Here is a 23202-nt window from a genome sequence, read left to right as displayed (position 1 = left end):
CCGTGGCAGCAGTCGTCAGACCGCCACCAGGCGCACGCTGGCACCTTCACCGACACCCAGGGCTTCGGCTGCTTCCAGATCCAGGGTCACGGGTTTGCCCGGCGCATAATCGAGCTCGAGCAACACCGCGCGGTAATCCTGCAACTGGGCGTTGGCCACCAGGTACTGACGACCGGCACCTTTGACCGGCTCGCCGATTTTCACCGGGACTACGCGGCTCTGGGCGATCGAGCGGATCCCCGAGACGCGGGCATGCAAGGTCGGGCCGCCGTCGAAAATGTCGATGTAGTGATCGGTCTCGAAGCCTTCGCGCATCAGGATGTCGAACGTGATCTGCGCCCGCGGGTGCACCTGGCCCATCGCTTCTTGGGCGGAGTCCGGCAGCAGCGGCACATAGATCGGATAATGCGGCATCAGTTCGGCCAGGAAGGTCCGGCTCTTCAGCCCGCACAAACGCTCCGCTTCGGCGTAATTGAGGTCGAAGAAGTTGCGACCGATGGCGTCCCAGAACGGCGAATCGCCATGTTCGTCGCTGTAACCGACGATCTCGGTCACCACGGAATCGGCAAAGCGCTCCGGATGGCTGGCCACGAACAGCAAGCGCCCACGGGAGTTGAGTTCCGACCAGGCCGAACCCACCAGTTCCGGCAGCACGTAGAAACTGGTCAACAAGCTGTTGCCGGTGAGGTCGTGGCACTGGGAGAGCACGTGGATCTTGTTATGAATCTTCAGCTCGCGGGAGGCATGCACGAAGGTTTCATTGCGAAAGCTGTAGAACGGCTCGGAATAACCGGCCGAGGCCACGATCGCCGAGCACCCGGCCAGTTTGCCGGTGGCAGTGTCTTCAAGGACGAAGAAATAGCTCTCTTCGCCGTTGAAACTGACTTCGGCGGCGAACGAAGCTTCGCTTGCGGCGATCTTGTCGCTCAGGCGTTCAACGTCATCCGGCAAGGAAGTGACACCAATCGGGCTGTCCGCAGCCAGACGCTGTACCTCGCCCAGATCAGCCATTTGCGCGGGGCGCATCACCAGCATGGTGTCACTCCTTTCTCGAAAAATATTTATAAGAAAAATACCCGGATCATGTGGGAGCGGGCTTGCCCGCGATGGCGTCCTGTCAGATAACAATGAAGTCGGCTGTCAGGCCCTCATCGCGGGCAAGCCCGCTCCCACAGGTATTGTGCCCGGCATATAAAAATTGGGTTCGACGCCTGAAACTCAGGCGTCGAAGGGTCTATCAGGCTTGCGTCAGTTTTGCCGCAGCACGTTCGAAACGGTCCAGACCTTCTTCGATGTCCGCATCTTCCACCACCAGGCTCGGGGCGAAACGCACCACGTCCGGGCCGGCTTGCAGAATCATCAGGCCTTCTTTCTCAGCGGCGTTGAAGATGTCCTTGGCCTTGCCTTTCCAGGCATCGTTCAGCACACAACCGATCAACAGGCCCAGACCGCGGACCTGGGTGAACAGGCCGTACTTCTCGCCGATCTGTTCCAGGCGAGCCTTGAATTTGTCGTGCTTGGCGTTGACGCCGGCCAGCACTTCAGGGGTGTTGACCACGTCGATCACCGCTTCCGCGACCGCACACCCCAGCGGGTTGCCGCCGTAGGTGGTGCCGTGGGTGCCGACGACCAGGTGTTTGGCCAGGTCTTCGGTGGTCAGCATCGCCGCGATCGGGAAACCGCCGCCCAGGCTCTTGGCGCTGGTCAGGATGTCCGGGACCACACCGTAATGCTGGTAGGCGAACAGCTTGCCGCTGCGGCCCATGCCGGTCTGCACTTCATCGAAAATCAGCAGCGCGTTGTGCGCGGTGCACAGGTCACGGGCGCCTTGCAGGTACTCGAGTTCGGCCGGGATCACGCCGCTCTCGCCCTGGATCGGTTCCAGCACCACCGCGCAGGTCTTGTCGGAAATGGCCGCTTTCAGCGCTGCCAGATCGTTGTACGGCACGTGGGTGATACCGGTGATCTTCGGACCGAAGCCGTCGGAGTACTTCGACTGGCCACCGACGTTCACGGTGAACAGGGTGCGACCGTGGAAGCTGTTGAGCGCGGCGATGATTTCGTACTTCTCGCTGCCGAACCGATCGAAACCGACGCGACGGGCCAGCTTGAAGGCGGCCTCGTTGGCTTCGGCGCCGGAGTTGCAGAAGAATGCGCGCTCGGCAAAGGTCGCGTTGATCAGCTTATGGGCCAGGCGCAGGGCCGGCTCATTGGTGAATACGTTCGACACGTGCCACAGCTTGTTTGCCTGCTCGGTCAATGCACCGACCAGCGCCGGGTGCGCATGGCCCAGGACGTTAACGGCGATCCCGCCGGCGAAGTCGATCAGCTCGCGGCCAGACTGGTCCCAGACGCGGGAACCGGCGCCACGCACGGGAATGAATGCGGCAGGCGCGTAGTTGGGAACCATTACCTGGTCGAAATCGGCGCGTTGTACCGCAGCGTGCTCAACGGACATCGGAGTCTCCTGAAGAGGAACACCCGCCTGAAACTGGCGAGCGATGAGGGGGATTGTAAGGACAGTTTTCAGCCCGGCCTTGCCGCCAAGCGACAACTTCTTATAGCGCAAACCCCGGTTTCAGCCGGGTTTACGGCAATGCGACAAATAGCGTCGCAAAGGCGCAGTTTAACTGGCCGACGGGATTAGCGGCAGCGTTGCCAGGATTTGATTTGCACAACTCGCCCTGACTAAAGGGGGGCACAGAGACGCGTCGAACGGGCACACAGGCAAACCGAACGCGTGACCTTGATCAGCGACCGGCAGCATGAGGCAGATTGATCGTTCCCGTCACGCAGGGCCATGGCGTCATGCCCATGGCCTTTGCGTCACGCATCAGCCGCGCTCCGACGGCACCGAAGACAATTCGAACGGACTGCTGCTACGCCGCTGGTTGCGATCTTCGCGCGGCGTGGCGCCGAAGAAGTTGCGGTAGGCGCTGGAGAAATGCGGCCCCGAGGAAAAGCCACACGACAAGCCGATCTGGATGATCGACTTGCTGGTTTGCATCAACATCTGCCGGGCCTTGTTCAGGCGCAGTTCCAGGTAGTACTGGCTCGGCACACGGTTGAGGTACTGCTTGAAGATGCGCTCCAGCTGCCGACGGGACACGCACACATGCTGGGCGATTTCGTCGGTGGTCAGAGGCTCTTCGATGTTGGCTTCCATCAGCAACACCGCCTGGGTGAGCTTCGGATGGCTGGAACCGAGGCGGTTCTGCAGGGGAATGCGCTGGCGCTCGCCACCTTCGCGGATGCGCTCCACCACTAATTCTTCCGAGACGGCGCCCGCCAGTTCGGCGCCGTGGTCACGGGCCAGCACCGCCAGCAACAGATCCAGCACCGACAAGCCGCCGCACGCCGTCAGACGATCGCGATCCCAGTCGAACAGATGACTGGTGGCGATGACTTTCGGGAAGCGTTCGGCGAAATCGTCCTGCCAGCGCCAGTGCACGGCGGCGCGATAACCGTCGAGCAAACCGAGTTGCGCCAACGGGTAAACACCGGCCGACAGCCCGCCGATCACACAACCGGCCCGCACCAGTTGTTTCAGCGCACTGCTGAGTGCCGGTGCCAGCGTGGTCGGCGGCTCATCGGCGAGCAGGAACAGTTTCTGGAAGTTTTCGAGCTTGCCGGCCCAGGGCTCACCCGGCAATTGCCAGGCACCTTCGGCCGGCAGTTCGGCCTGCAGGAACGACAGCTCGTAGACCACGTCCGGATGCACACGCTGGGCAACACGCAAGGCCTCCTCAGCCAGCGCCAGCGTCAATGCTTTAGTGCTGGGCCAAATCAGGAAACCAATTCGATGGGCAGTCATGGCGGGCAATCCGAAACGAAAACAGTGATGAAGGCACGGGCCAATGCTAGCCCGTAAATGAACGCAAATCTCAAAATCAACAGAGATCAATTGTAGGAGCTGGCTTGCCGGCGATGGCGGTGTGTCAGTTTGCACCTCTGGTACAGACATACCGCCATCGCCGGCAAGCCAGCTCCTACAGGGTGCGTAACGGGAGCGATTACTTCAGGCTGCCCGAGAGGAACTGTTGCAAGCGTTCGGACTGTGGATTGACCAGCACCTCACGCGGGTTGCCGCTTTCTTCGACGATACCTTTGTGCAGGAACACCAGCTGGTTCGACACTTCCCGGGCAAAGCCCATTTCGTGCGTCACCACCACCATGGTCCGGCCTTCGAGGGCCAGGGCCTGCATGACTTTCAGCACATCGCCGACCAGTTCCGGGTCGAGCGCCGAAGTCGGTTCGTCGAACAGCATCACCTCGGGCTCCATCGCCAGCGCCCGGGCAATCGCCACGCGCTGCTGTTCGCCGCCGGACATGTGGCCCGGGTAGGCGTCCTTGCGATGCGCCACGCCGACCTTGTTCAGGTAGTGCTCGGCCTTCTCGCGGGCTTCGGCCTTGGACAGGCCGAGCACGTGCACCGGCGCTTCCATGATGTTTTCCAGCGCGGTCATGTGCGACCACAGATTGAAATGCTGGAACACCATCGACAGGCGCGAACGCATGCGTTGCAGCTGCTTCGGGTCGGCCGCCTTCAGCGCGCCGTCCTTGTTCGCCACCAGTTTCAGCTCTTCGTTGTTGAGCAGAATTTTGCCGGCGTGCGGCTGCTCGAGCAGGTTGATGCAACGCAGGAAAGTACTTTTGCCGGAGCCACTGGAGCCGATGATGCTGATCACATCGCCAGCCGCCGCTTTCAGGGACACGCCCTTGAGCACTTCGTGACTGCCATAGCGTTTATGCAGGTCTTGGACTTCAAGTTTGTACATGCGGTCGGTTCTCACAAAAACAGTCAGTCAGTCGTTGAGCAAGCGCCCGTGACGCAGCGCTTCGCGCCCCGCCACCTTGGCCAGCCAGAAACCGGGTTGGGCATAACGCAGCCGTTCAATGGCAAACAGCACCCCGGACGTACCAGCACACACCGTGCTGACCCGATCCGATAACGGATCGATCACTTCGAAAATCTCGTCGCCGGCTTCGACCCATTCGCCGGGCTTGCGCAAAAAGCTGATCACGCCAGGGTGCGGCGCGAACAACAATTCGGTGCCCTCGAACGGCATGCCTTCACACGCTTCTTGCGCAGGTTTGGGCCATTCGCCGCTGATCAAGCCTTGCTCGGCGAGGAACGCCAAAATGCCTTCGGCGTACGCTTCTGACTCAGCGCGACCGGTATCGGCCTGACCACCCAGTTCAATGGTAGTCGCCAGGCAGGCCAGCGGAATCTGCGCATCCGGGAACAGACGCGACAAACGCAACCACGGCAGTGAGCAGGCTTCATCGAAGGAACTGCCGCCGGAATCTTCCGCCAACAGGCCAACCTTGACGTCCAGATGCGCGGCGAGCGAACACCACTGCGGCCAGTGCTGCGGCAAGGCATACATGTGCAGCGCCGCTTCGGCATCGCAATGCAAATCCAGCACGACATCAGCGGTGCAAGCGTGGCTGAGCAAGATGCGCTGCATGCCTTGCAACTGGCTCGCGGCCGGTGGCAACGCGGCCAGCGCATCACTCATGGCCTGACGGATCAGCTGAATATTGGCATGAGGATCATCACCCAGGCGCCCTTCCACGGCGGCGGCCACTGGCGCGCTCAGCTCTACGAAATCGCGATTGAAATTCTTGCCGCTGCCCGCGTCGAAACGCCCTTGATGATTGCCCTGCAGCAGCTGACCAAGGCCCAGAGGGTTGGCCACCGGCACCAGTTCGATCACGCCGTTGAGCAAGCCCTGGGCCTCGAGTTCGGTCAGGCGCTTTTTCAGCTCCCAGGCCGTGCGCATTCCCGGCAATTCATCGGCGTGCAGGCTGGCCTGGATGTAAGCCTTGCGCCCGCCACTTCGCTCCCTGTTGCCGAAACAGAACACCGAAATCCGGCGTTCGCTGCCCAGGTGGCTCCACGGCAATGCATGGTCGATGCGTTCCATATCAGTGCTTCCGCGGGGCCAGATAGCCCAGCCAGCGGCGCTCGGCCAGTTTGAACAACTTCACCAGAATGAAGGTCAGGCACAGGTAGAACACGCCCGCCGTGATGTAGGCTTCGAACGGCAAGTAGAACTGCGCGTTGACCGTGCGCGCGGCACCGGTGATGTCGATCAGGGTCACGATGGAGGCCAGACTGGTGGTCTGCAGCATCATGATCACTTCGTTGCTGTACTGCGGCAGTGCCCGGCGCAGGGCCGATGGCAGCAGGATGCGCTTGTACATCTTGTAGCGCGACATGCCCATGGCCCTGGCCGCTTCGATCTCGCCATTGGGCGTGGCGCGCAGGCTGCCGGCGATGATTTCAGCGGTGTAGGCGCTGGTGTTGATGGCGAAAGCCAGGCAGGCACAGAACGTGGCGCTGGACAGCCACGGCCAGAGGAAGCTTTCCCGTACCGCTTCGAACTGTGCCAGACCGTAGTAGATCAGGAACAGTTGCACCAGCATCGGCGTGCCGCGGATCACATAGGTGAAGAGCCAGGCGCTCAAGTTGACGACCGAGTTCTTCGAGACGCGCATCAGGCCCAGCGGCAAGGCACACAGCAGACCGAAGAACAGTGAGAGTGCGAGCAGTTTGAGGGTGGTCACCAGGCCGCCGAAGTACAGCGGCAAGGCCTCCCAAATGACGTTGTAGTCGAAGATCATAGATCAGCCGCCCTTACGCCTACCGAGTAGCGCTTCTCAAGGTGACGCAATGCCAGCAACGAGACACTGGTGATCACCAGGTACATCGCCGCCACTGCGAGGAAGAAGGTGAAAGGCTCGCGGGTGGCATCTGCCGCCTGCTTGGCCTTGAACATCATGTCTTGCAGACCCACCACCGAAATCAGTGCGGTGGCCTTGGTCAGGACCAGCCAGTTGTTGGTGAACCCCGGAATCGCCAGGCGAATCATCTGCGGCACCAGCACCCGGAAGAACACCTGAAAACTGCTCATGCCGTACGCCATGCCGGCTTCGGCCTGCCCTTTCGGAATCGCCATGAAGGCGCCGCGGAAGGTTTCCGACAGGTACGCACCGAAGATGAAGCCCAGGGTGCCGATACCGGCGGCCAACGGGTTGAGGTCGATGTAGTCGTCAAAGCCGAGCAGCGGTGCGACGCGGTTGAGCAGGTCCTGACCCCCGTAGAAAATCAGCAGGATCAGCACTAGGTCGGGAATCCCGCGGATCACCGTGGAGTACAGGTCGCCCAGCCAGGCCAGCCAGCGAATCGGGGACAGACGCAGCGCAACGCCGATCAGACCCAGAACAATCGCCAGGACCATGGACGACAAGGCGAGCTGAAGCGTCAGCCATGCGCCATCGAGGATGACAGCCCCGTAGCCTTTCAACATGATTCAGGTCCTCGAAAAGGGGGATGAAAAAATGGCGCAAACCTCAGAGATCCTGCTGCTTGCGCCATTTCGGACTTGTCGCCGGGACGGATTACTTGCCGTAGATATCGAAGGCGAAGTACTTGTCCTGGATTTGCTTGTACTTGCCGCTTGCACGAATGGCAGTGATCGCGGAGTTGATCTTGTCTTTCAAGGCGTCGCCTTTGCGTACTGCGATGCCGATGCCGTCGCCGAAGTACTTCTCGTCGGTGAAGGCCGGGCCCACGAAGGCGAAACCTTTGCCGGCGTCGGTTTTCAGGAAACCGTCATCCAGCAAGGTCGCGTCTGCCACGGTGCCGTCGAGGCGACCGGCTGCGACGTCGAGGTAGATTTCGTTCTGCGAGCCGTAAGGCTTGATCTCGGCACCCAGCGGGGCCAGGACTTCGCGGGCGAAACGCTCGTGGATCGAACCACGCTGCACGCCAATGTTCTTGCCCTTGAGCTCAGCCAGGCTGTCGCTGACCGGGGTGCCGGCCTTCATCACCAGGCGCGCCGGGGTGTTGTAGTACTTGTTGGTGAAGTCCACGGACTTCTTGCGGTCTTCGGTGATCGACATGGACGACAGGATCGCGTCGATCTTGCGCACCTTGAGGGCCGGGATCAGGCCGTCGAACTCTTGTTCGACCCAGGTGCACTTGACCTTCATCTCTTCGCACAGGGCGTTGCCGATGTCGTAGTCGAAACCCACGATGCTGCCGTCCGGCGCTTTGGAAGCGAACGGAGGGTAAGCCGCTTCGATACCGATTTTCAGCGGCTTTTCATCAGCGAACGTCGGCAGGGAAAGCACGGACAGTGCCAGGGCGCCAAGCAGCACGAGTTTCTTCATCTTGGGACTCCATCGGTAAAGGGCTAAAACGGCAGAGTGAGCGACAGCCCAATATGCGAATGAGTAGAACCGCAAAGCAGTGCTGCGTCCTGGGAAACCCGCGTTGAATTCAACGCGAGCAACGACGAGCGAGTGATCGGCATTCTAACGACAGGCCCGAAGCCGATATTTCTTCAATGCGACAACAAATTACAGAAGCACCGAGAAAGCCGTTCGGGCGCGTTGACAGCCTTGCAATTTCATGCAAGAGCAAAAGACAGTGAACCGATCAAAGTTGCAAATTGCGGGCCTATTATTGGCAAAGCCTTCTAATCCGGCAAGTGTAGCGTTGCCTCTTATTTTTTATGCGCACTGAAGTGCCCCAGGAACGGGATATTGCGTTTCTCAATGCCCCGAATTGGCGCCAGCGGTTACACATTTAGTTACTTGAAGGGTGGCGGGTAACAGTAAGAAACGGATGACGGACGAAGCCGATAATTATTGGTCGTTGTTTATGCGGCGTCTGACAGATCGCCTTCGCGGGCAAGCCCGCTCCCACAGGATTTGTGGCGTGCATGCAATCGCAACCCATCCCGAAAACCCTGTGGGAGCGGCGGTGCGACGATTCGACTTGCCCGCGAAGAGGCCAGAACAGACAACACAAAAATCCCAGACAAAAAAAAGCCCCACCAGGCGCAATGCCAGGCGGGGCTTCGATGACTCAAGACTCGCCGTTAAGCGACGTTCATCGTCCTATGCTCATCAATCAAATGCTGCACCACACCCGGATCCGCCAGGGTGGAGATATCCCCCAACCCATCGTACTCAGCGGTCGCAATCTTGCGCAGAATCCGGCGCATGATCTTGCCCGAACGGGTTTTCGGCAGCCCCGGCGCCCACTGGATGACATCCGGCGAAGCAATCGGGCCAATCTCTTTGCGCACCCAGTTCTTCAGTTCCAGGCGCAATTGCTCGGTCGGCACTTCACCACCGATCAGCGTGACATAGACATAAATGCCCTGCCCCTTGATGTCGTGCGGCACACCGACCACCGCCGCTTCGGCGACTTTCGGGTGAGCAACCATCGCGCTTTCGATCTCGGCGGTGCCCATGCGGTGACCGGAGACGTTGAGCACGTCATCCACACGCCCGGTGATCCAGAAGTAACCGTCTGCGTCACGACGCGCACCGTCACCGGTGAAGTACATGCCACGGAAGGTCTTGAAGTAGGTGTCGACGAAACGGTCATGGTCGCCAAACAGCGTGCGCGCCTGGCCTGGCCACGAATCGAGAATCACCAGGTTGCCCTCGGCAACGCCTTCGAGGATGTTGCCCAGGTTGTCCACCAACGCCGGCACCACACCGAAGAACGGACGGGCAGCGGAGCCAGGCTTTAGACCGTGAGCGCCCGGCAACGGGCTCATCAGGGTGGCACCGGTTTCGGTCTGCCACCAGGTATCGACGATCGGGCAACGGGATTGACCGACGTTCTTGTAGTACCAGTCCCACGCTTCCGGGTTAATCGGCTCACCGACCGAACCCAACAGTCGCAGGCTGCTGCCGTCAGCGCCTTCAACAGCGGCGGTGCCGGAAGCCATCATCGCGCGAATCGCGGTTGGCGCGGTGTAGAGGATGTTGACCTTGTGCTTGTCGACGATCTTCGCCACCCGGGTGATGTCCGGATAGTTCGGCACGCCTTCGAACAGCAGCGTGGTCCCGCCATTGGCCAGCGGGCCGTAGACGATGTAGGTGTGGCCGGTGATCCAGCCAACATCGGCGGTGCACCAGTAGATTTCGCCTGGGCGGTAGTCGAACACGCGCTCGTGGGTCATCGCCGCATACAGCAAGTAACCGCCGGTGGTGTGCTGCACGCCCTTCGGCTTGCCAGTCGAGCCGGAGGTGTAAAGGATGAACAGCGCTTCTTCGGCGCCCATCTCTTTCGGCGCGCAAACACTGCCCGCCACTTTCATCAGGTCTTCGTACCAGATGTCGCGATGCTGGTTCCACTTGATGTTGCCACCGGTGCGCTTGCACACGATGACTTTCTGAATGCTGCTGGTTTCCGGGTTGGTCAGCGCGTCGTCGACGTTGGTCTTGAGCGGGATCTTCTTGCCGGCACGGATGCCTTCGTCAGCAGTGATCACCACTTTGGATTTGCAGTCGATGATGCGTCCCGCCAGGGCTTCCGGCGAGAAACCACCGAACACCACCGAGTGAATCGCGCCGATCCGGGTGCAGGCCAGCATGGCGACCACGGCTTCGGGGATCATCGGCATATAGATAGTCACCACGTCGCCGCGATGCACATCCTGGCCACGCAAGGCGTTGGCGAACTTGCAGACTTGCTCGTGCAGCTCGCGGTAGGTGATGTTGCGGCTTTCGGCAGGGTCATCCCCTTCCCAAATGATCGCGACCTGATCGCCGCGCTCGGCCAGATGACGGTCGAGGCAGTTGTAGGACACGTTGAGGGTGCCGTCGGCAAACCACTTGATATCGACATGGTGATCGTCGAAGGAAGTCTGCTTCACCGTGGTGAAAGGCTTGATCCAGTCGAGGCGCTTGGCTTGCTCGCGCCAGAATCCGTCCGGGTTGACGACGGACTGCTGGTACATGGCCTTGTAGGTCGCCTCATCAGTCAGCGTGTTGGCCGCAACCTCGGGACGAACGGGATACAGGGAAGCCGCACTCATCTTTCTTACCTCGGTGGAATAGTTGTTTTTGTATGACCCAGTTGTAGCCGGACCGGGCCTATAGAACCATTCGACGATGGTAGTAACAAGTCCCTACAAAATGTCCTGATTACCCCGGAACAAGTCTGGAACGCACATCCCGAACATCACGCAAACCCTTGTGGGAGCGTGGCTTGCCCGCGAAGAACGATAACGCGGTCCAGCTGCAAAACCACCTCGTCCAAATCCTCGACAAGCTCGCTCCAGCCACGTTATTCATTGATTGTTACGAAATCTGTCAAAGGTGTTTATCAAAACCCCACCTATATGAATACCCCCCCCACGCCTAAAATCCACCTCGCCAACAAGGCAACGCGATTAACCCAGTTGCAGCCCCCACGAAGGCAGTTAATCCAGATCCCGGTAATGAAGCTCCACACGCAACCCCAAAAAGGTTGCGTGACCCCACTCGACCTCTGAAAGGTAACCCTGAAATGAAAGCTTTATTAGTTCTGGCCCTCAGCAGCCTGTGCGCAACCGCCATGGCCGATGGGGTTCCGACTGATGTCGCACAGCAGCAAACCGCCATCGAGGAATACACTTACTCCACCGACCTTGACATCGCCAAAGTCATCTCGATGAGCGAAATCCCCAACGTCTGCGAAGTTGTTCCGGCCAAAATGGAGTACGACGACTCCAAAGGTCAGCGCCACATTCTGCGTTACAGCGTCATGGGCAACGGCTGCTCCAACGGCTGATCTCACCCACCCTCCCCTTCCCAAGGTTCGACCCACCCGCCCGCGGTTCAAGGCAGATGAAGCGCCGAACCTTATATATCGTGTTATTCGATTGTTTTAAGCGTTTATTTGCGCTTTTCAATCAAAATAGTCGGCGTAATATCGATTCCACACCCAAGGCGCACAACGCCAACGAACCTGGAGCACTGACATGAAAACCCAACTGATCCTCGCCCTGGCCCTCTCCGTCCTGGCTGCCAACACCTTCGCCGCCGACGGCTACGACCGCACTGGCTCGGCCGCCTACACCACCTCGGCAGCTGTCGCTTCTGACGGTTACGACCATACCGGCTCGGCATCCTTCGCCGCCGACGGTGCCGATCACGTCGGTGCGGGCAAACTCGCTTCAGACGGTTTTGATCACACAGGCGCCGCCAAAGTCGCTGCTGACGGCTTCGATCACACCGGTGCCGCCAAGGTCGCTGCCGACGGTTCCGATCACGTGGGTGCTGGTCGCCTGAGCTGATCCTCGAGCGTAACTTACAGCCCGACTTCGGTCGGGCTTAGTTGTGTCTCAAGCCATGGAAAACCAACCTAAAACACAACATGTAGTGAAAAACGCGGTTTTTGGCTATTTTTTGATCAAATCGTTCAAGGTCCATTTTCCGAGTAAAAACGCACCCAATCGCGCCCGCAACAATCCTCTTCCTGCGCTGTAACCCCCGCCCCCTATGGCTCGCAGCGTTTCAGCCGGCCATTGCCCCGCCGCCAACCCGATTGCAGCGTCAAAAACAAGCCATTTCAGGCGAAAAAAAAACTTCATCGGCCAAAGCCCTGTAAACCCTCGCTCCGACCGGAAAACGTGCCCTGCCGACCGTTCGCAGCGCCGATTCGCCGCACCACGGCGCTGAATTTTTCCTTATAATGCGGGCTTAAACGGGCCTGCAATATTCCCTTACAGGGGTCAATAGCCAGTCTGAAGCCCACGCAGATGCCGTTCATGTTTTCTGCGCCCGTCAGCGGCTTCGGAACACCCGTACAAAATTCTGTTTATTGCCTGCGTTGTACTGCTGCAAAAAACGATTTCCTTTAGATCCAACGCGGCCAGTCGGTCGTGTGAAAAACCAACCTATCAGTTTTCACACGGGCAACTGGCCCTCACGCAGGAGACGACACGTCATGCTGAGCTGGGACGAATTCGACAAAGAAGACAGCGCCGAAACCGTGGTCAAAGGCGCCAACGCCGGCCACGCTACCGAAGCCAACATGGACCGCCTTGATGCTGCCGGTGGTGTTGCCGCCCAGGAAGCCCGCGCTGTGACCGCGTCCGACTCCGCCGCAATCGCCCGCGCCAAAGCCGCCCTGGACAACCTCGACGTTGCCGAAGGCCTTGCCGAACTCGAAGGCGCCTCCGCTCGCGTAGCGGTCGACGAAAAGCGCATGATCAACTGCCGCGCCGACCTCAACCAACTCGTACCCTTCAAGTACGACTGGGCCTGGCAGAAGTACCTGGACGGCTGCGCAAACCACTGGATGCCGCAAGAAGTCAACATGACCGCCGACATCGCCCTCTGGAAAGACCCGGAAGGCCTGACCGACGACGAGCGCCGCATCGTCATGCGCAACCTCGGCTTCTTCTCCACCGCCGACTCCCTGGTTGCCAACAACCTGGTCCTGGCCGTGTACCGCCTGATCACCAACCCGGAATGCCGCCAGTACATCCTGCGCCAGGCTTTCGAAGAAGCGATCCACACCCACGCCTACCAGTACTGCATCGAATCGCTGGCCATGGATGAAGGCGAAATCTTCAACATGTACCACGAGATCCCGTCGGTCGCGAAAAAAGCCACCTGGGGCCTCAAATACACCCGCTCGATCTCCGATCCGAAGTTCGAAACCGGCACCGTCGAAACCGACAAAGAGCTGCTGCGCAACCTGATCGCCTACTACTGCGTCCTGGAAGGCATCTTCTTCTACTGCGGCTTCACCCAGATCCTCTCCATGGGCCGCCGCAACAAAATGACCGGCGTCGCCGAGCAGTTCCAGTACATCCTGCGCGACGAATCCATGCACCTGAACTTCGGCATCGACGTGATCAACCAGATCAAAATCGAAAATCCGCATTTGTGGGATGCCGAGATGAAGGAAGAGGCTTCGCAGATGATTCTGCAGGGCACTCAGCTGGAGATCGAATACGCGCGGGACACCATGCCTCGTGGCGTGCTGGGGATGAATGCGGCGATGATGGAGGACTACCTCAAGTTCATCGCTAACCGTCGTCTGTCGCAGATCGGCCTTAAAGAAGAGTACCCAGGGACGACTAACCCGTTCCCTTGGATGAGCGAGATCATGGACTTGAAGAAAGAGAAGAATTTCTTTGAGACTCGGGTTATTGAGTATCAGACTGGTGGGGCGTTGAGCTGGGATTGATTTCCGAGTTTCACCCTGATTTGACGATGTAAATCGAAAAATCGAACTGCAAAAGGCCCCGATTTGATCGGGGCCTTTTTATTGGGTAAGAAAAATCTCACTAATCTCAACCTTCGCCACTAAAACTCCTACAACAATTCCAGCATCGTCCGCATTGATGTCGTTTCAGAGCACCTCTAAACTCTATAGCAGGTGCCTAAGAAACGCCCAACGTAGAAGCTAACTTCCTTTCCACGGAACGCGCGCTGATATCAGCGATACACGCGCAATCCTGTGAGTGGGAGAAACTGCCTGTTGGGATTTCTTAGATCCTCTACGTCGGGTTCCGGCCCTCTTCCACTCATACGTAGAGGTAATGGATATGCCTGCAGAAACTCCACACCGATCGGTCATGCGCAATCTCTTTTGGCCGACGATCTTCACCCGCCACAACCTCCACCTCCACGCCCTTCTTCTTGAAAATCAACCATGGTTCTGCGCCCGCGATATTGGCCGTTTGATGGGCGTCCATCTGAGTGATCGTATGGTCAGTAAACTGGATAAAGATCAGCGTCGGGTTTTGTGGATAGAGTATTTCCGGCAACCAGAAAAACAGCTGATGCTCAGCGAGTCAGGGGTATATGCGCTGTTGGTTTATCACTACGTTCCAGGGAATCGCTTACTGCGTGAGTGGTTGACCCATCAGGTGGTGGCAGCCTTACGCGATGCAGAACCTTCGGCAAATCCGGATCGACCAATGCTGAGTTTGTTGGATTGGCCGGAGATGTCGTTGAGTCTGCTGCATTGGCAGGATGAAGGTTGGATACGGCTACGGGACATGCCTTACCTGTTAAATGATCAGACGCAGCGGCGGGCGACGGTCGCTAAGCCTTGGTGGCGGAGAGTTGTTCAAATATTTCAGTCGTCGAAGCATTCGATCGTTGGGTGACGTGCTTGTAGGATCACTCGTGAGATTCTTCGCTATATCTTGTAGGAATTTTCGTAGACAGCGGTGATGGCCACTCAGTATCGTCCGAGGGTTTTTAACCCTCGGCGGTTGTATGAGCGACAAGAAAAAAGATAACGACTGGAGCGTTCCTGAGATTAAGGCAGCGGTCGACGCCTATCTGAAAATGCTTGAGCTAGAGCTAATCGGTCAAAAATTCAACAAGGCACATGAGAATCGCGTACTGCGTGCATCAGCCTTGTCGACCCGCACCAAGGGCTCTGTCGAATTCCGAATGCAGAATATTTCTAGGGTTCTGGCGACGATGGATCGGAATCCTATTAGGGGCTACAAGCCTGCGAAAAACGTTGGTTCGAATGTTGAGCAGCTAATTTGGGCAGCGCTTACCGAACGAGGCGTTCAACCTGGCAACCCCGCCCTTCCCACGGCCGATGAGGAAACGCTAGAACGTCGCGCTGCCGCGATTCAAAAGCAAAAGATAAAAGAACCGCCAAAGGGCATTAAGAAACCAAAGCAAGCCGCAAGTTCTCGCACGGTATATGTGCGTGATCCCGAAGTCAGAGCCTGGGTTCGAAATGAAGCTGAAGGCCATTGCGAAGCTTGTGGCGAGCCGGCTCCCTTTCAAAAGCTAGATTTGCCTTATCTGGAAGTTCACCACGTTAAACCGCTTGCCGAAAAGGGCTCGGATCAAATCACCAACGCAGTAGCGGTGTGCCCGAACTGCCATCGTCGTTGTCATCATTCGAGCGACAGTGAGAGGTTCACCGCTTCGCTTTATAAGAGGGTCACACGGTTAATTCCCGAGTAGGCGAACACTGTGGCGAGGGAGCTTGCTCGGTCGGTCGCCACTCCGTCAGCTAGCCATTGATGTCAATCGGATTGACATAGTATCAATCTAGCGTTAGCGTTTTAATCACTGGCGAGGAATGCTGGAGCAGTACCGGAACCTCGCGACGGCCTTAGGGCATATACTGCAAAAGAAAACGATTTACAGAGAACCGCCTAACGGCGGTTTTTTTCTATATGAGCTTTTGATTTGCTCTTGCTTGTTTAAGGTCCATGCTTGAGCTCAAGACTGTCACCAAACCCGCGAATCACCTCCAGCAGTGCCTTTACCCGCAGCGGCAGGCTCCCGGCCGGGTACACCGCGTGCATCTGCGGGCTGTCACCGTTGCTGGCGGTGAGCCGGTACTCGGGGCAGACCCGGCGCAGGCGCCCCGCTTGCACTTCGGGCTCCGCCAGCCAGTCCGCCAGGCGAGCGATGCCGATGCCCGCCAGGGCGGCCTGGAACACCGCCACGCCCGAGCTGAAACGAAACCGTGGATGGACCCGAACGCTGATGGCCTGCTGCTCACTGCGGAAATTCCATTCCTTGAGGATGCGCGGCGCCGTGTGCAGGATCAGCGAGTGGGCCTCCAGCGCTTCAATCGCCTCAGGCGTCCCGCGCCGCTGCAGGTAGCCGGGGCTGGCGTACAGATGACGCGAGTAACTCCAGAGTGGATAGCCGATCAGGTCACTGGATTGCGCAAACGCGCCGCGAATCGAGAAGTCCAGCTTGCTCTTGACCGGGTCGAGGGTCTCATCGGTGAAGATCACGTCGACGTTCACGTCCGGATAATCCTCGGCGTACTGCGCGATCAATTGCGGCAAAACGCCGTGGCCGAGGAACTCGGGGGCGGAAAAACGCACCCAGCCGCTCGCCATGCCGCTGAGACCGGCCAGGTCTTCATCCGCCTCACGTTGCAATTCCAGCATTTTGCAGGCATGGGGCAGCAAGCGTTCACCCGCCTCGGTCAAGCCTACGGCGCTCGAGGAGCGATTAAACAACTTGACCCCGGCACTTTCCTCCAGGCCTTGAACGGCGCGGGTCAACGCACTGGGAGAGCGCCCCAGCGCGCGTGCCGCCGCGACGAAGCTGCGCTTGCGCGCTACGGTCGCGAAGACTTCAAGCGCCCATAACTTATCCAGAGCCATTGATCACCTCATTGCATTTATCGCAACGTGGCATTGCAACACAAAAAAGGCCCTTCCGTTAACCTTCGCGCTCAACTTACAGGGATGTAGGCAAACAGGAGCAAATGGACATGGCAAAGATGGAAGAAATAGTCGGGACATCAACGGCCACTGAGGGTGAACACATTCAAGACTGGCAGCGCAGTCACTCAGCGAGTTCAACCCGACAAGCAATACCGCAGATTCATGTTTCGTTTGAAGAACAGCACGCACTTCACGCCGGCCTGGTCTCCCTGGCCGTGACCGACAGCGCCTCGGGTATCCGTCGCATGCCGGCCTTGGGGCAGCTGCTTGAGAGCGTCCTGTGCGGTGAAAAAATCGATCGCTTGCGCAACTTCCCCACGGCCCCAGAGGAGGCAATGATCGTCAGGGGGCTGCCCCTGGACTCGCACCTGCCCGCCACCCCCTACGACATGGCGCCAGGTATCGAGCAACTGCCGGTAGTGGCCGGCGCGATCCTGGCGGTGCTGCAGACCCTGCAAACCCATCCGGTGGCCTACGAGGGTGAAAACGACGACACGGTGTTTCGCCACGTGTCGCCCAAGCGCCAGCGTGAAGCCGAAAAGAGCTCCTACGGGTCCCGCATGGACCTGTGTATGCACGTCGACAACCCGCACCTGCCCTTGACCTGCGAACCTGTCTCAGCGTTGTCGGCCTGTCCGGAGTACCTGTGCCTGACCGGTTTGCGCTGCGAGCTGGATGTGCCGACCCGCATCGTTGCCATTAGCGAGGTGCTGGCCATGTTGCCCGACTGGGTTGAAACAGCCTTGTCACAACCGCAGTTCGCCATTCGCCGACCGGTGTCCTTCGGCAAGCCAGGCAACGTGCTGGAACACGTACCCCTGCTGTACAAAAGCGCAACCGGCGAGCTGTTTTGCCGTTACAACAAGGCCAGTGTCACAGCCACCTGCGCCATCGCGAAGTTGGCCCTGCAGCTGTTTGAAGCCGCCGCCAATCACCCCGATGTCGTACGCCCCGTCCTGCTGCAACCGGGGGACATGCTGATCTTCAAGAACCAGCGAACCCTGCATGCCAGGGAAGGTTTTACCCCGCGCTACGACGGGCGCGACCGCTGGCTGCTGCGCGTTTTCGGGGTCAACGACCCGGCCCGCGTACTGGCGCTGAACTCCCAACGACCCTTCATCGCTAGAGCCTGATATAAATGGTCGATATTGTCATTCTTTGTGTGTTCGCCTTCGCCGCCGGCCTGATCGATGCGGCGGTGGGCGGCGGCGGCCTGATCCAGATACCCGCGTTGTTCAACGTGCTGCCCGCCGCACCACCGGCAGCGCTGCTGGGGACCAACAAGGTCGCGGCCGCATTCGGCACCGCGTTCGCGGCCAGGTCCTTCGTGCGCAAGGTGGTGATCGACTGGGGCCTGGTGATTCCAGCCGCCTGCGCCGCCTTTGTCATGGCCTTCTTCGGCGCGGCCACGGTATCGTTCGTGCCCCAGTCAGTGATGCGCCCGGCGGTGCTGGTATTGATCGTGCTGATGGCGATATACACCTTCTGGAAAAAGGACTTCGGCGCCCTGCACGCCCCCACGTACATCGGTATCCGGCAGAAGTGGCTGGCGGTCGTCATCGGCGGTGCCATCGGTTTCTACGACGGGCTGTTCGGTCCTGGCACCGGCACCTTCCTGATCTTCCTGTTTATCCGCTGCTTCGCCTTCGACTTCCTGCACGCCTCGGCGTCGGCCAAGCTGGTGAACATCGCGACCAACGTGGCGGCGCTGATATTCTTCATCCCGACAGGTAACGTGCTGTACCTGATCGCCCTCCCCATGGCGGTCTTCAACATCCTGGGCGCGCTGACCGGCACCTGGCTGGCGGTGCGTAAAGGCGTGCCCTTTGTCCGGGCGCTGTTTCTGGTGTTGCTGGTGATCCTGATCAGCAAACTGTCCTATGACCTGTTGCTGAAAACCTGAGGAAAGCCCATGCAATCCATGTTTGATCGCCTGGTGACACTACTTGATGCCCACGCCGCCTCCTACCGGGTGTTGATGCACGATGCCGAGGGCCAGTCGGCGCGGGTCGCCGAACTCCGAGGCACGGAACCCGGCCAAGGCGCAAAAGCCATGCTCTGCGCGCTAAAGGGTCAGGCCGAACCCTATGCCCTGGTGATACTGCCAGGGGACCAGAGGCTCGACATGAAGAAAGTCGGAGCGGCCCTGGGAGGAAAAAAAGCCGAGCTGGTGAACGCGCAAACGGCCATGCAACTGACCGGGTGCAGGATCGGCGCCATCCCTCCGTTTACCTTCGACGAGCGGATTCAATTGATCGTCGACCCGTCCCTGACCACGGGCTACGGCGAAATCGCCTTCAACGCCGGGCGGCTGGATGCATCAATGGTGCTCGATACGCAGGATTACCTGTCGATTGCCAAGCCCCGGTTGGTGGATATCCGCCAAGGTTGAGCACCCGTGGGCAAGATTGGATTGCGCTGATGGGTGTAGGTGCGAGCTGGCTCCGGGCGGCGTTGCGACGAAAACCTGAGAGCGCCGAGAGGTGTCAGGTTTTATGCGTTATCGTTGGCAACCATCGCGAGCAAGCTCGCGCCTGCAAGGACCCGAGCCCACCATGAAATTCGACCTCGCCTACTGCCTCAGCCTCGACGACAAGCTGTCGATCTATGACGTGCGCGATTTGAATTTCGACGAGACGATGGCGTTCGATTCGGCCAAGGAACACTTCCAGTGCCCCGACGATGCCTGCCGCTTGGCGTTCGATGCGGGTAATGTGTTGGGGACGTTCAACGCCAAGAATGTCAATTACGTACGCACGCCGCACTTCAAGAACATACCCAGCACCCGGCATGTCGGGGGTTGTCCTTATGTCAGCTTGAGGACGGCGGCGTTGGGCGTCGAGGCGGACAGTGCGGAAACGGACGACAGTCGCGAGGACCATTTCCCATCGGAGTTGTTGCTGACTCGGCGTGTGTATGTGCGCAAGCCGTCCAATCCGGCGGTGGTGGCGAATGTCATGCGTGATGATCCAAAACCACCCTCACCGGCCAGTGACGTCGAGCATTCGACTCGCGAGTCGGCGCCGGACAAGACCAGTGTCTTCGCGCATCCGGTGGAATGCTTCGTCTCGAACTTCGAGGACAAGGAGTTGCTCAGGCGCATGCCGCTGAAGATCGGCGAGCACACGGCACCTTATGCATCATTCTTCAAGAAGATCGAGTATCTGCAGGACAACAAGGGGCTGATCTACTGGGGCAAGATCAAGGAGATCAAGGATTACACCCAGAGCTTTCGCATCGATTTCGAGCAGAAGGTCTGGTTCAAGCAAGCGGATGAGGCGAAGAAGAAGCCTTATTCGGTCAACGTTTACCTGAGCAAGAAGCTGATCGACACCTACCGCAAGCGCAAGGCGTTTCTGGAGGAGATCAAGCATGCCATCGATAGCGATGCCGAGTTGTATTGCTTCTTTTATGGGGTGACGCCGGAGTTGCAGCAGGTACCGAGCAAGAAGAACCCCGAGCAGACGTTCGGGGTGTTCAGTGCCAATATCGAGAACCTGGACCACTTCATAATTCGTGAGGCGCCGGGGTTGGCGGACAAGTGACTCGCTTCACAGCGTTATTGCAGCGGCTGATCCTGCGTTCTGTGGACTGCTTCCAGCTCCCGTATCTCTTGTTGTACTTCATCCCGCCGGTTGCGGGCGTCCTGGATAATGGACTCATCAAGACCACAATACTGACGCATCCAGTGGGCCATCATCTCCTCATCCGGCACTAAATAACCTTTGACGCTTTTGTTGCCCTTGATGAAGCCGTTCATTTTTGGCGTGGACCAGCCATTGCTCCGCGGATTTGACTGGCTCATCGTCCTCGATAACGGACGATGGCGGTTTCTCCACCGGGGTGATTTTCTTGCCTTTGTGGATGCGACTGAAGAAGTTACTGGCGGCTTCGGTGCAGTTGAAGATCAACATTCGTGGTCCTGTTTTCGACGATGTTTCGCCGGGTGCCGGGAGAGCCACCGTCGGTCTGGCCGAAGGGTGTGAAATAGGATGCATCAAAAAATGAGTTTGATCTGGGGGCAAAACAACTGTACAAAAACACAGTATATTTTGAACCGACACTCTCGAGCCCGGAGAACACCATGGCCTCTTATGCGATGAAGATCACCCTGGAACGTATCGCCCTTTTCCAATTCACGCCAACCCACTGCGCCCAGGCCCGGGCGATGCTGGGTTGGAGTGTTGAAGAGCTGTCTGAAGAATCCGGTGTCTCGGTTGACGCCATTCAACGTTTCGAAGCCGAGCGCGAAGTGCTGGATGTAACCCGGCTGGCGTTGGCTTATCGGTTTGAAGCGCAGGGGTTGGTGTTCTTCCCGGGGTTTGCGCCGGGGAGAGGGATGAATGTGAGGGGGTCGACGCCGAATCCGGTGGGGCGGGCGGATTATGCGATGGTTGAGTGAGGAGTCATCGGTTGACGATTATTCCCATATAGGTATATTTCGCATCGATACAAGAGAGGCATTCTGCAGAGGCCTATCCAGAGGATGTGCTGTTTTTCCAAGGAGCTACCGTTGCGGCGATCCGACTTGCAGGTGAAGGCGATCTGAAGGACACCTTCGCCGGCAAGCCAGCTCCTACAGGCGGCGCAGGATCACGCAAAAGGATCAGGAAATGATTGAAATCGAAGAAAGCAGCGGGAACGTCTATGCCGACCTCGGGATACCCGACGCCAATGAAATGCGAGTCAAATCCCAACTGGCCGCAAAAATTGGCGAGATCATCAAGGCTCGCCGTTTGACCCAGGTTCAAGCATCGGAAATCCTCGGTCTGTCACAACCCAAGCTCTCCGAGATGTTGCGCGGCAAGTTTCGCGGCATCAGTGAAGCCAAGATGATGGAATGCCTTTCCCTGCTTGGGCGTGACGTGCAAATCGTCGTCAAATCGGCCCCCCGCTCAAGAAAAGAGGGCCGGATCGAGGTGGTTTTTACCTGAAGCGCAAAGCTCGGCGATATGTCCTCCGAGTCCATCTGTAGCCGCGTCAGCCGACACTCTGCTGGTACACCTGCTGCTCGACCTCATCCCACCAGGCACTGCCTCGCTGCGGATGCATCACATTAAAGGCTTCGCCCATCTGCGGCGTGGTGATCGACACATTGCGCTCCCAGGCCAGCGCCAGGATCCGGTCAAACGGTTCATACCAGGCATGCATCGACAGATCGAAAGTGCCGTTGTGGATGGGCAGTAACCATCGCCCTTTGAGGTCGAGATGCGCTTGCAAGGTCTGCTCCGGCTGCATATGCACATGGGGCCATTCAACGTTGTAGGCGCCGGTTTCCATCAGTGTCAGGTCGAACGGTCCGTACTGTTCGCCGATGCGTTTGAAGCCATCGAAATAGCCGCTGTCGCCGCTGAAGAAGATCCGCGTGTCGCCGTCGATCATCACCCACGACGCCCACAGCGTGCTGTTGCCATCGAACAGGCCGCGGCCGGAAAAATGCTGCGAAGGGGTGGCGATGAACTGCAGGCCATCGACCTCGGTGCCCTGCCACCAGTCCAGCTGACGCACCTTGCTGGCGTCGACGCCCCATTTGATCAGGGTGTCGCCTACGCCCAGGGGCGTCAGGAAGTAGTGGGTCTTGTCCGCCAGTTTGCGGATCGCCTGATAATCGAGGTGGTCGTAGTGATCGTGGGACAGGATCACCGCTTCAATCGGCGGCAGTTCGTCCAGGCTGATCGGCGGCTGATGGAAACGCTTGGGGCCGGCCCATTGCACCGGCGAGGCGCGTTCGGCGAAGACCGGGTCGGTGATCCAGAATTTGTCGCGCATTTTCAGCAGTACGGTGGAATGACCGAGGCGGTAGACGCTGTGATTGGGCGCGGCAAGCAATGCCGCTCGCGTCAGGTTTTGTACCGGTACGGGTGCCGTCGGGCGGGTGTTGTTCGGTTTGTGGAAGATCACGTTCCACAGGATGCGCAAGGTTTTACGAAAACCTTCGCGTTGCACCGGGGCATGGTTGCGGTACTGCCCTTGAGTCTGTCGCGACGCTTGAGGTGTGGCGGCGTTGTCCGCCGGGGAAATTGAGGTGGCCATGGCTGAAGACTCCAGGAAAACCGCATGATTGGCGGCCCTCTGCTTTGAAACGTTAAATGGCCAAGCACGCACGCATTAGCCGAAAACTTTATGGTGACTGCACAGGATTAACAGAGCATTACACTGCACAGTGTAGTTTCTAGGTTGCATCAATGCCGATCACAAGTAAACTGATCAGTGTAATCTTTAC

Annotated in this window: 23 protein-coding genes; 11 read left to right on the top strand and 12 right to left on the bottom strand. The window is 58.6% G+C overall.

Going from position 1 to position 23202, the window contains the following annotated elements:
* Positions 1-15: 15 nt before the first annotated feature.
* From aruF to acs, 9 genes are all read right to left on the bottom strand, one after another.
* A complete protein-coding gene (gene aruF, locus ACA062_RS06045) occupies positions 16-1035 on the bottom strand; it encodes an arginine/ornithine succinyltransferase subunit alpha (protein WP_150748477.1) in 1020 nt (339 codons plus the stop codon).
* 202 nt (positions 1036-1237) lie between these two features.
* Complete coding sequence (locus tag ACA062_RS06040) at positions 1238-2458, bottom strand: aspartate aminotransferase family protein (protein ID WP_497455617.1); 1221 nt, start codon at positions 2456-2458, stop codon at positions 1238-1240.
* 375 nt (positions 2459-2833) lie between these two features.
* Positions 2834-3814, bottom strand: coding sequence for a transcriptional regulator ArgR (gene argR, locus ACA062_RS06035; RefSeq protein WP_497455616.1), 981 nt, complete (start codon positions 3812-3814; stop codon positions 2834-2836).
* 199 nt (positions 3815-4013) lie between these two features.
* Positions 4014-4778, bottom strand: a complete 765-nt coding sequence (locus tag ACA062_RS06030) for an ABC transporter ATP-binding protein (RefSeq protein WP_497455615.1) — start codon at positions 4776-4778, stop codon at positions 4014-4016.
* A 27-nt stretch (positions 4779-4805) separates the two neighbouring features.
* On the bottom strand, positions 4806-5930 hold the full coding sequence (locus ACA062_RS06025; protein ID WP_497455614.1) for a M14 family metallopeptidase: 1125 nt from the start codon (positions 5928-5930) through the stop codon (positions 4806-4808).
* Between the two features lies 1 nt (position 5931).
* Positions 5932-6630, bottom strand: coding sequence for an ABC transporter permease (locus ACA062_RS06020; protein WP_150768080.1), 699 nt, complete (start codon positions 6628-6630; stop codon positions 5932-5934).
* On the bottom strand, positions 6627-7316 hold the full coding sequence (locus ACA062_RS06015) for an ABC transporter permease (protein WP_007943881.1): 690 nt from the start codon (positions 7314-7316) through the stop codon (positions 6627-6629). The genes ACA062_RS06020 and ACA062_RS06015 overlap by 4 nt, the downstream gene beginning before the upstream one ends.
* Positions 7317-7407: 91 nt before the next feature.
* On the bottom strand, positions 7408-8181 hold the full coding sequence (locus ACA062_RS06010) for an ABC transporter substrate-binding protein (protein WP_497455613.1): 774 nt from the start codon (positions 8179-8181) through the stop codon (positions 7408-7410).
* A 713-nt stretch (positions 8182-8894) separates the two neighbouring features.
* Complete coding sequence (acs, locus tag ACA062_RS06005; RefSeq protein ID WP_497455612.1) at positions 8895-10850, bottom strand: acetate--CoA ligase; 1956 nt, start codon at positions 10848-10850, stop codon at positions 8895-8897.
* A 473-nt stretch (positions 10851-11323) separates the two neighbouring features.
* On the opposite strand from acs, the gene ACA062_RS06000 reads away from it, so the two are divergent.
* From ACA062_RS06000 to ACA062_RS05980, 5 genes are all read left to right on the top strand, one after another.
* Positions 11324-11587 (top strand): DUF2790 domain-containing protein, encoded by a 264-nt coding sequence (locus ACA062_RS06000; RefSeq protein ID WP_497455611.1) that lies wholly within the window; start codon positions 11324-11326, stop codon positions 11585-11587.
* Between the two features lie 190 nt (positions 11588-11777).
* Positions 11778-12092, top strand: coding sequence for a hypothetical protein (locus ACA062_RS05995; protein WP_497455610.1), 315 nt, complete (start codon positions 11778-11780; stop codon positions 12090-12092).
* 653 nt (positions 12093-12745) lie between these two features.
* Positions 12746-13996: a ribonucleotide-diphosphate reductase subunit beta gene (locus ACA062_RS05990; RefSeq protein ID WP_150797587.1), complete on the top strand. Its 1251-nt coding sequence runs from the start codon at positions 12746-12748 to the stop codon at positions 13994-13996.
* Between the two features lie 391 nt (positions 13997-14387).
* Positions 14388-14924: a BRO-N domain-containing protein gene (locus ACA062_RS05985; protein ID WP_497455609.1), complete on the top strand. Its 537-nt coding sequence runs from the start codon at positions 14388-14390 to the stop codon at positions 14922-14924.
* 112 nt (positions 14925-15036) lie between these two features.
* Positions 15037-15750, top strand: a complete 714-nt coding sequence (locus ACA062_RS05980) for an HNH endonuclease (RefSeq protein ID WP_497455608.1) — start codon at positions 15037-15039, stop codon at positions 15748-15750.
* 242 nt (positions 15751-15992) lie between these two features.
* Here the strand turns inward: ACA062_RS05980 and ACA062_RS05975 are convergent, their stop codons facing one another.
* Positions 15993-16916, bottom strand: coding sequence for a LysR family transcriptional regulator (locus tag ACA062_RS05975; RefSeq protein WP_497455607.1), 924 nt, complete (start codon positions 16914-16916; stop codon positions 15993-15995).
* A gap of 110 nt (positions 16917-17026) precedes the next feature.
* Between ACA062_RS05975 and ACA062_RS05970 the strand changes: the two genes are divergently transcribed.
* From ACA062_RS05970 to ACA062_RS05955, 4 genes are all read left to right on the top strand, one after another.
* Complete coding sequence (locus ACA062_RS05970; protein WP_497455606.1) at positions 17027-18112, top strand: TauD/TfdA family dioxygenase; 1086 nt, start codon at positions 17027-17029, stop codon at positions 18110-18112.
* Between the two features lie 5 nt (positions 18113-18117).
* Entirely contained in the window at positions 18118-18882 is a 765-nt protein-coding gene (locus ACA062_RS05965) for a sulfite exporter TauE/SafE family protein (RefSeq protein ID WP_497455605.1), read from the top strand.
* 9 nt (positions 18883-18891) lie between these two features.
* On the top strand, positions 18892-19371 hold the full coding sequence (locus ACA062_RS05960) for a YbaK/prolyl-tRNA synthetase associated domain-containing protein (protein WP_497455604.1): 480 nt from the start codon (positions 18892-18894) through the stop codon (positions 19369-19371).
* Between the two features lie 163 nt (positions 19372-19534).
* Complete coding sequence (locus ACA062_RS05955) at positions 19535-20524, top strand: hypothetical protein (RefSeq protein ID WP_497455603.1); 990 nt, start codon at positions 19535-19537, stop codon at positions 20522-20524.
* 14 nt (positions 20525-20538) lie between these two features.
* Here the strand turns inward: ACA062_RS05955 and ACA062_RS05950 are convergent, their stop codons facing one another.
* Positions 20539-20784 carry a hypothetical protein gene (locus tag ACA062_RS05950; RefSeq protein ID WP_497455602.1) on the bottom strand — a complete coding sequence of 82 codons (246 nt, stop codon included), beginning with the start codon at positions 20782-20784 and terminating at the stop codon, positions 20539-20541.
* 279 nt (positions 20785-21063) lie between these two features.
* Between ACA062_RS05950 and ACA062_RS05945 the strand changes: the two genes are divergently transcribed.
* The gene (locus ACA062_RS05945; protein WP_497455601.1) at positions 21064-21381 is read left to right on the top strand and encodes a helix-turn-helix domain-containing protein; all 318 of its coding nucleotides are present in this window, start codon (positions 21064-21066) and stop codon (positions 21379-21381) included.
* A gap of 211 nt (positions 21382-21592) precedes the next feature.
* Positions 21593-21913 (top strand): helix-turn-helix domain-containing protein, encoded by a 321-nt coding sequence (locus ACA062_RS05940; protein WP_497455600.1) that lies wholly within the window; start codon positions 21593-21595, stop codon positions 21911-21913.
* Positions 21914-21959: 46 nt separating this feature from the next.
* On the opposite strand, the gene ACA062_RS05935 is transcribed toward ACA062_RS05940, so the two are convergent.
* A complete protein-coding gene (locus tag ACA062_RS05935) occupies positions 21960-23012 on the bottom strand; it encodes an MBL fold metallo-hydrolase (protein ID WP_497455599.1) in 1053 nt (350 codons plus the stop codon).
* Positions 23013-23202 lie beyond the last annotated feature (190 nt).

The sequence above is a fragment of the Pseudomonas sp. LBUM1679 genome (assembly GCF_059695565.1).
Note: the sequence above shows the minus strand (reverse complement) of the source record. Positions and strands in the feature narration are given on the sequence as shown.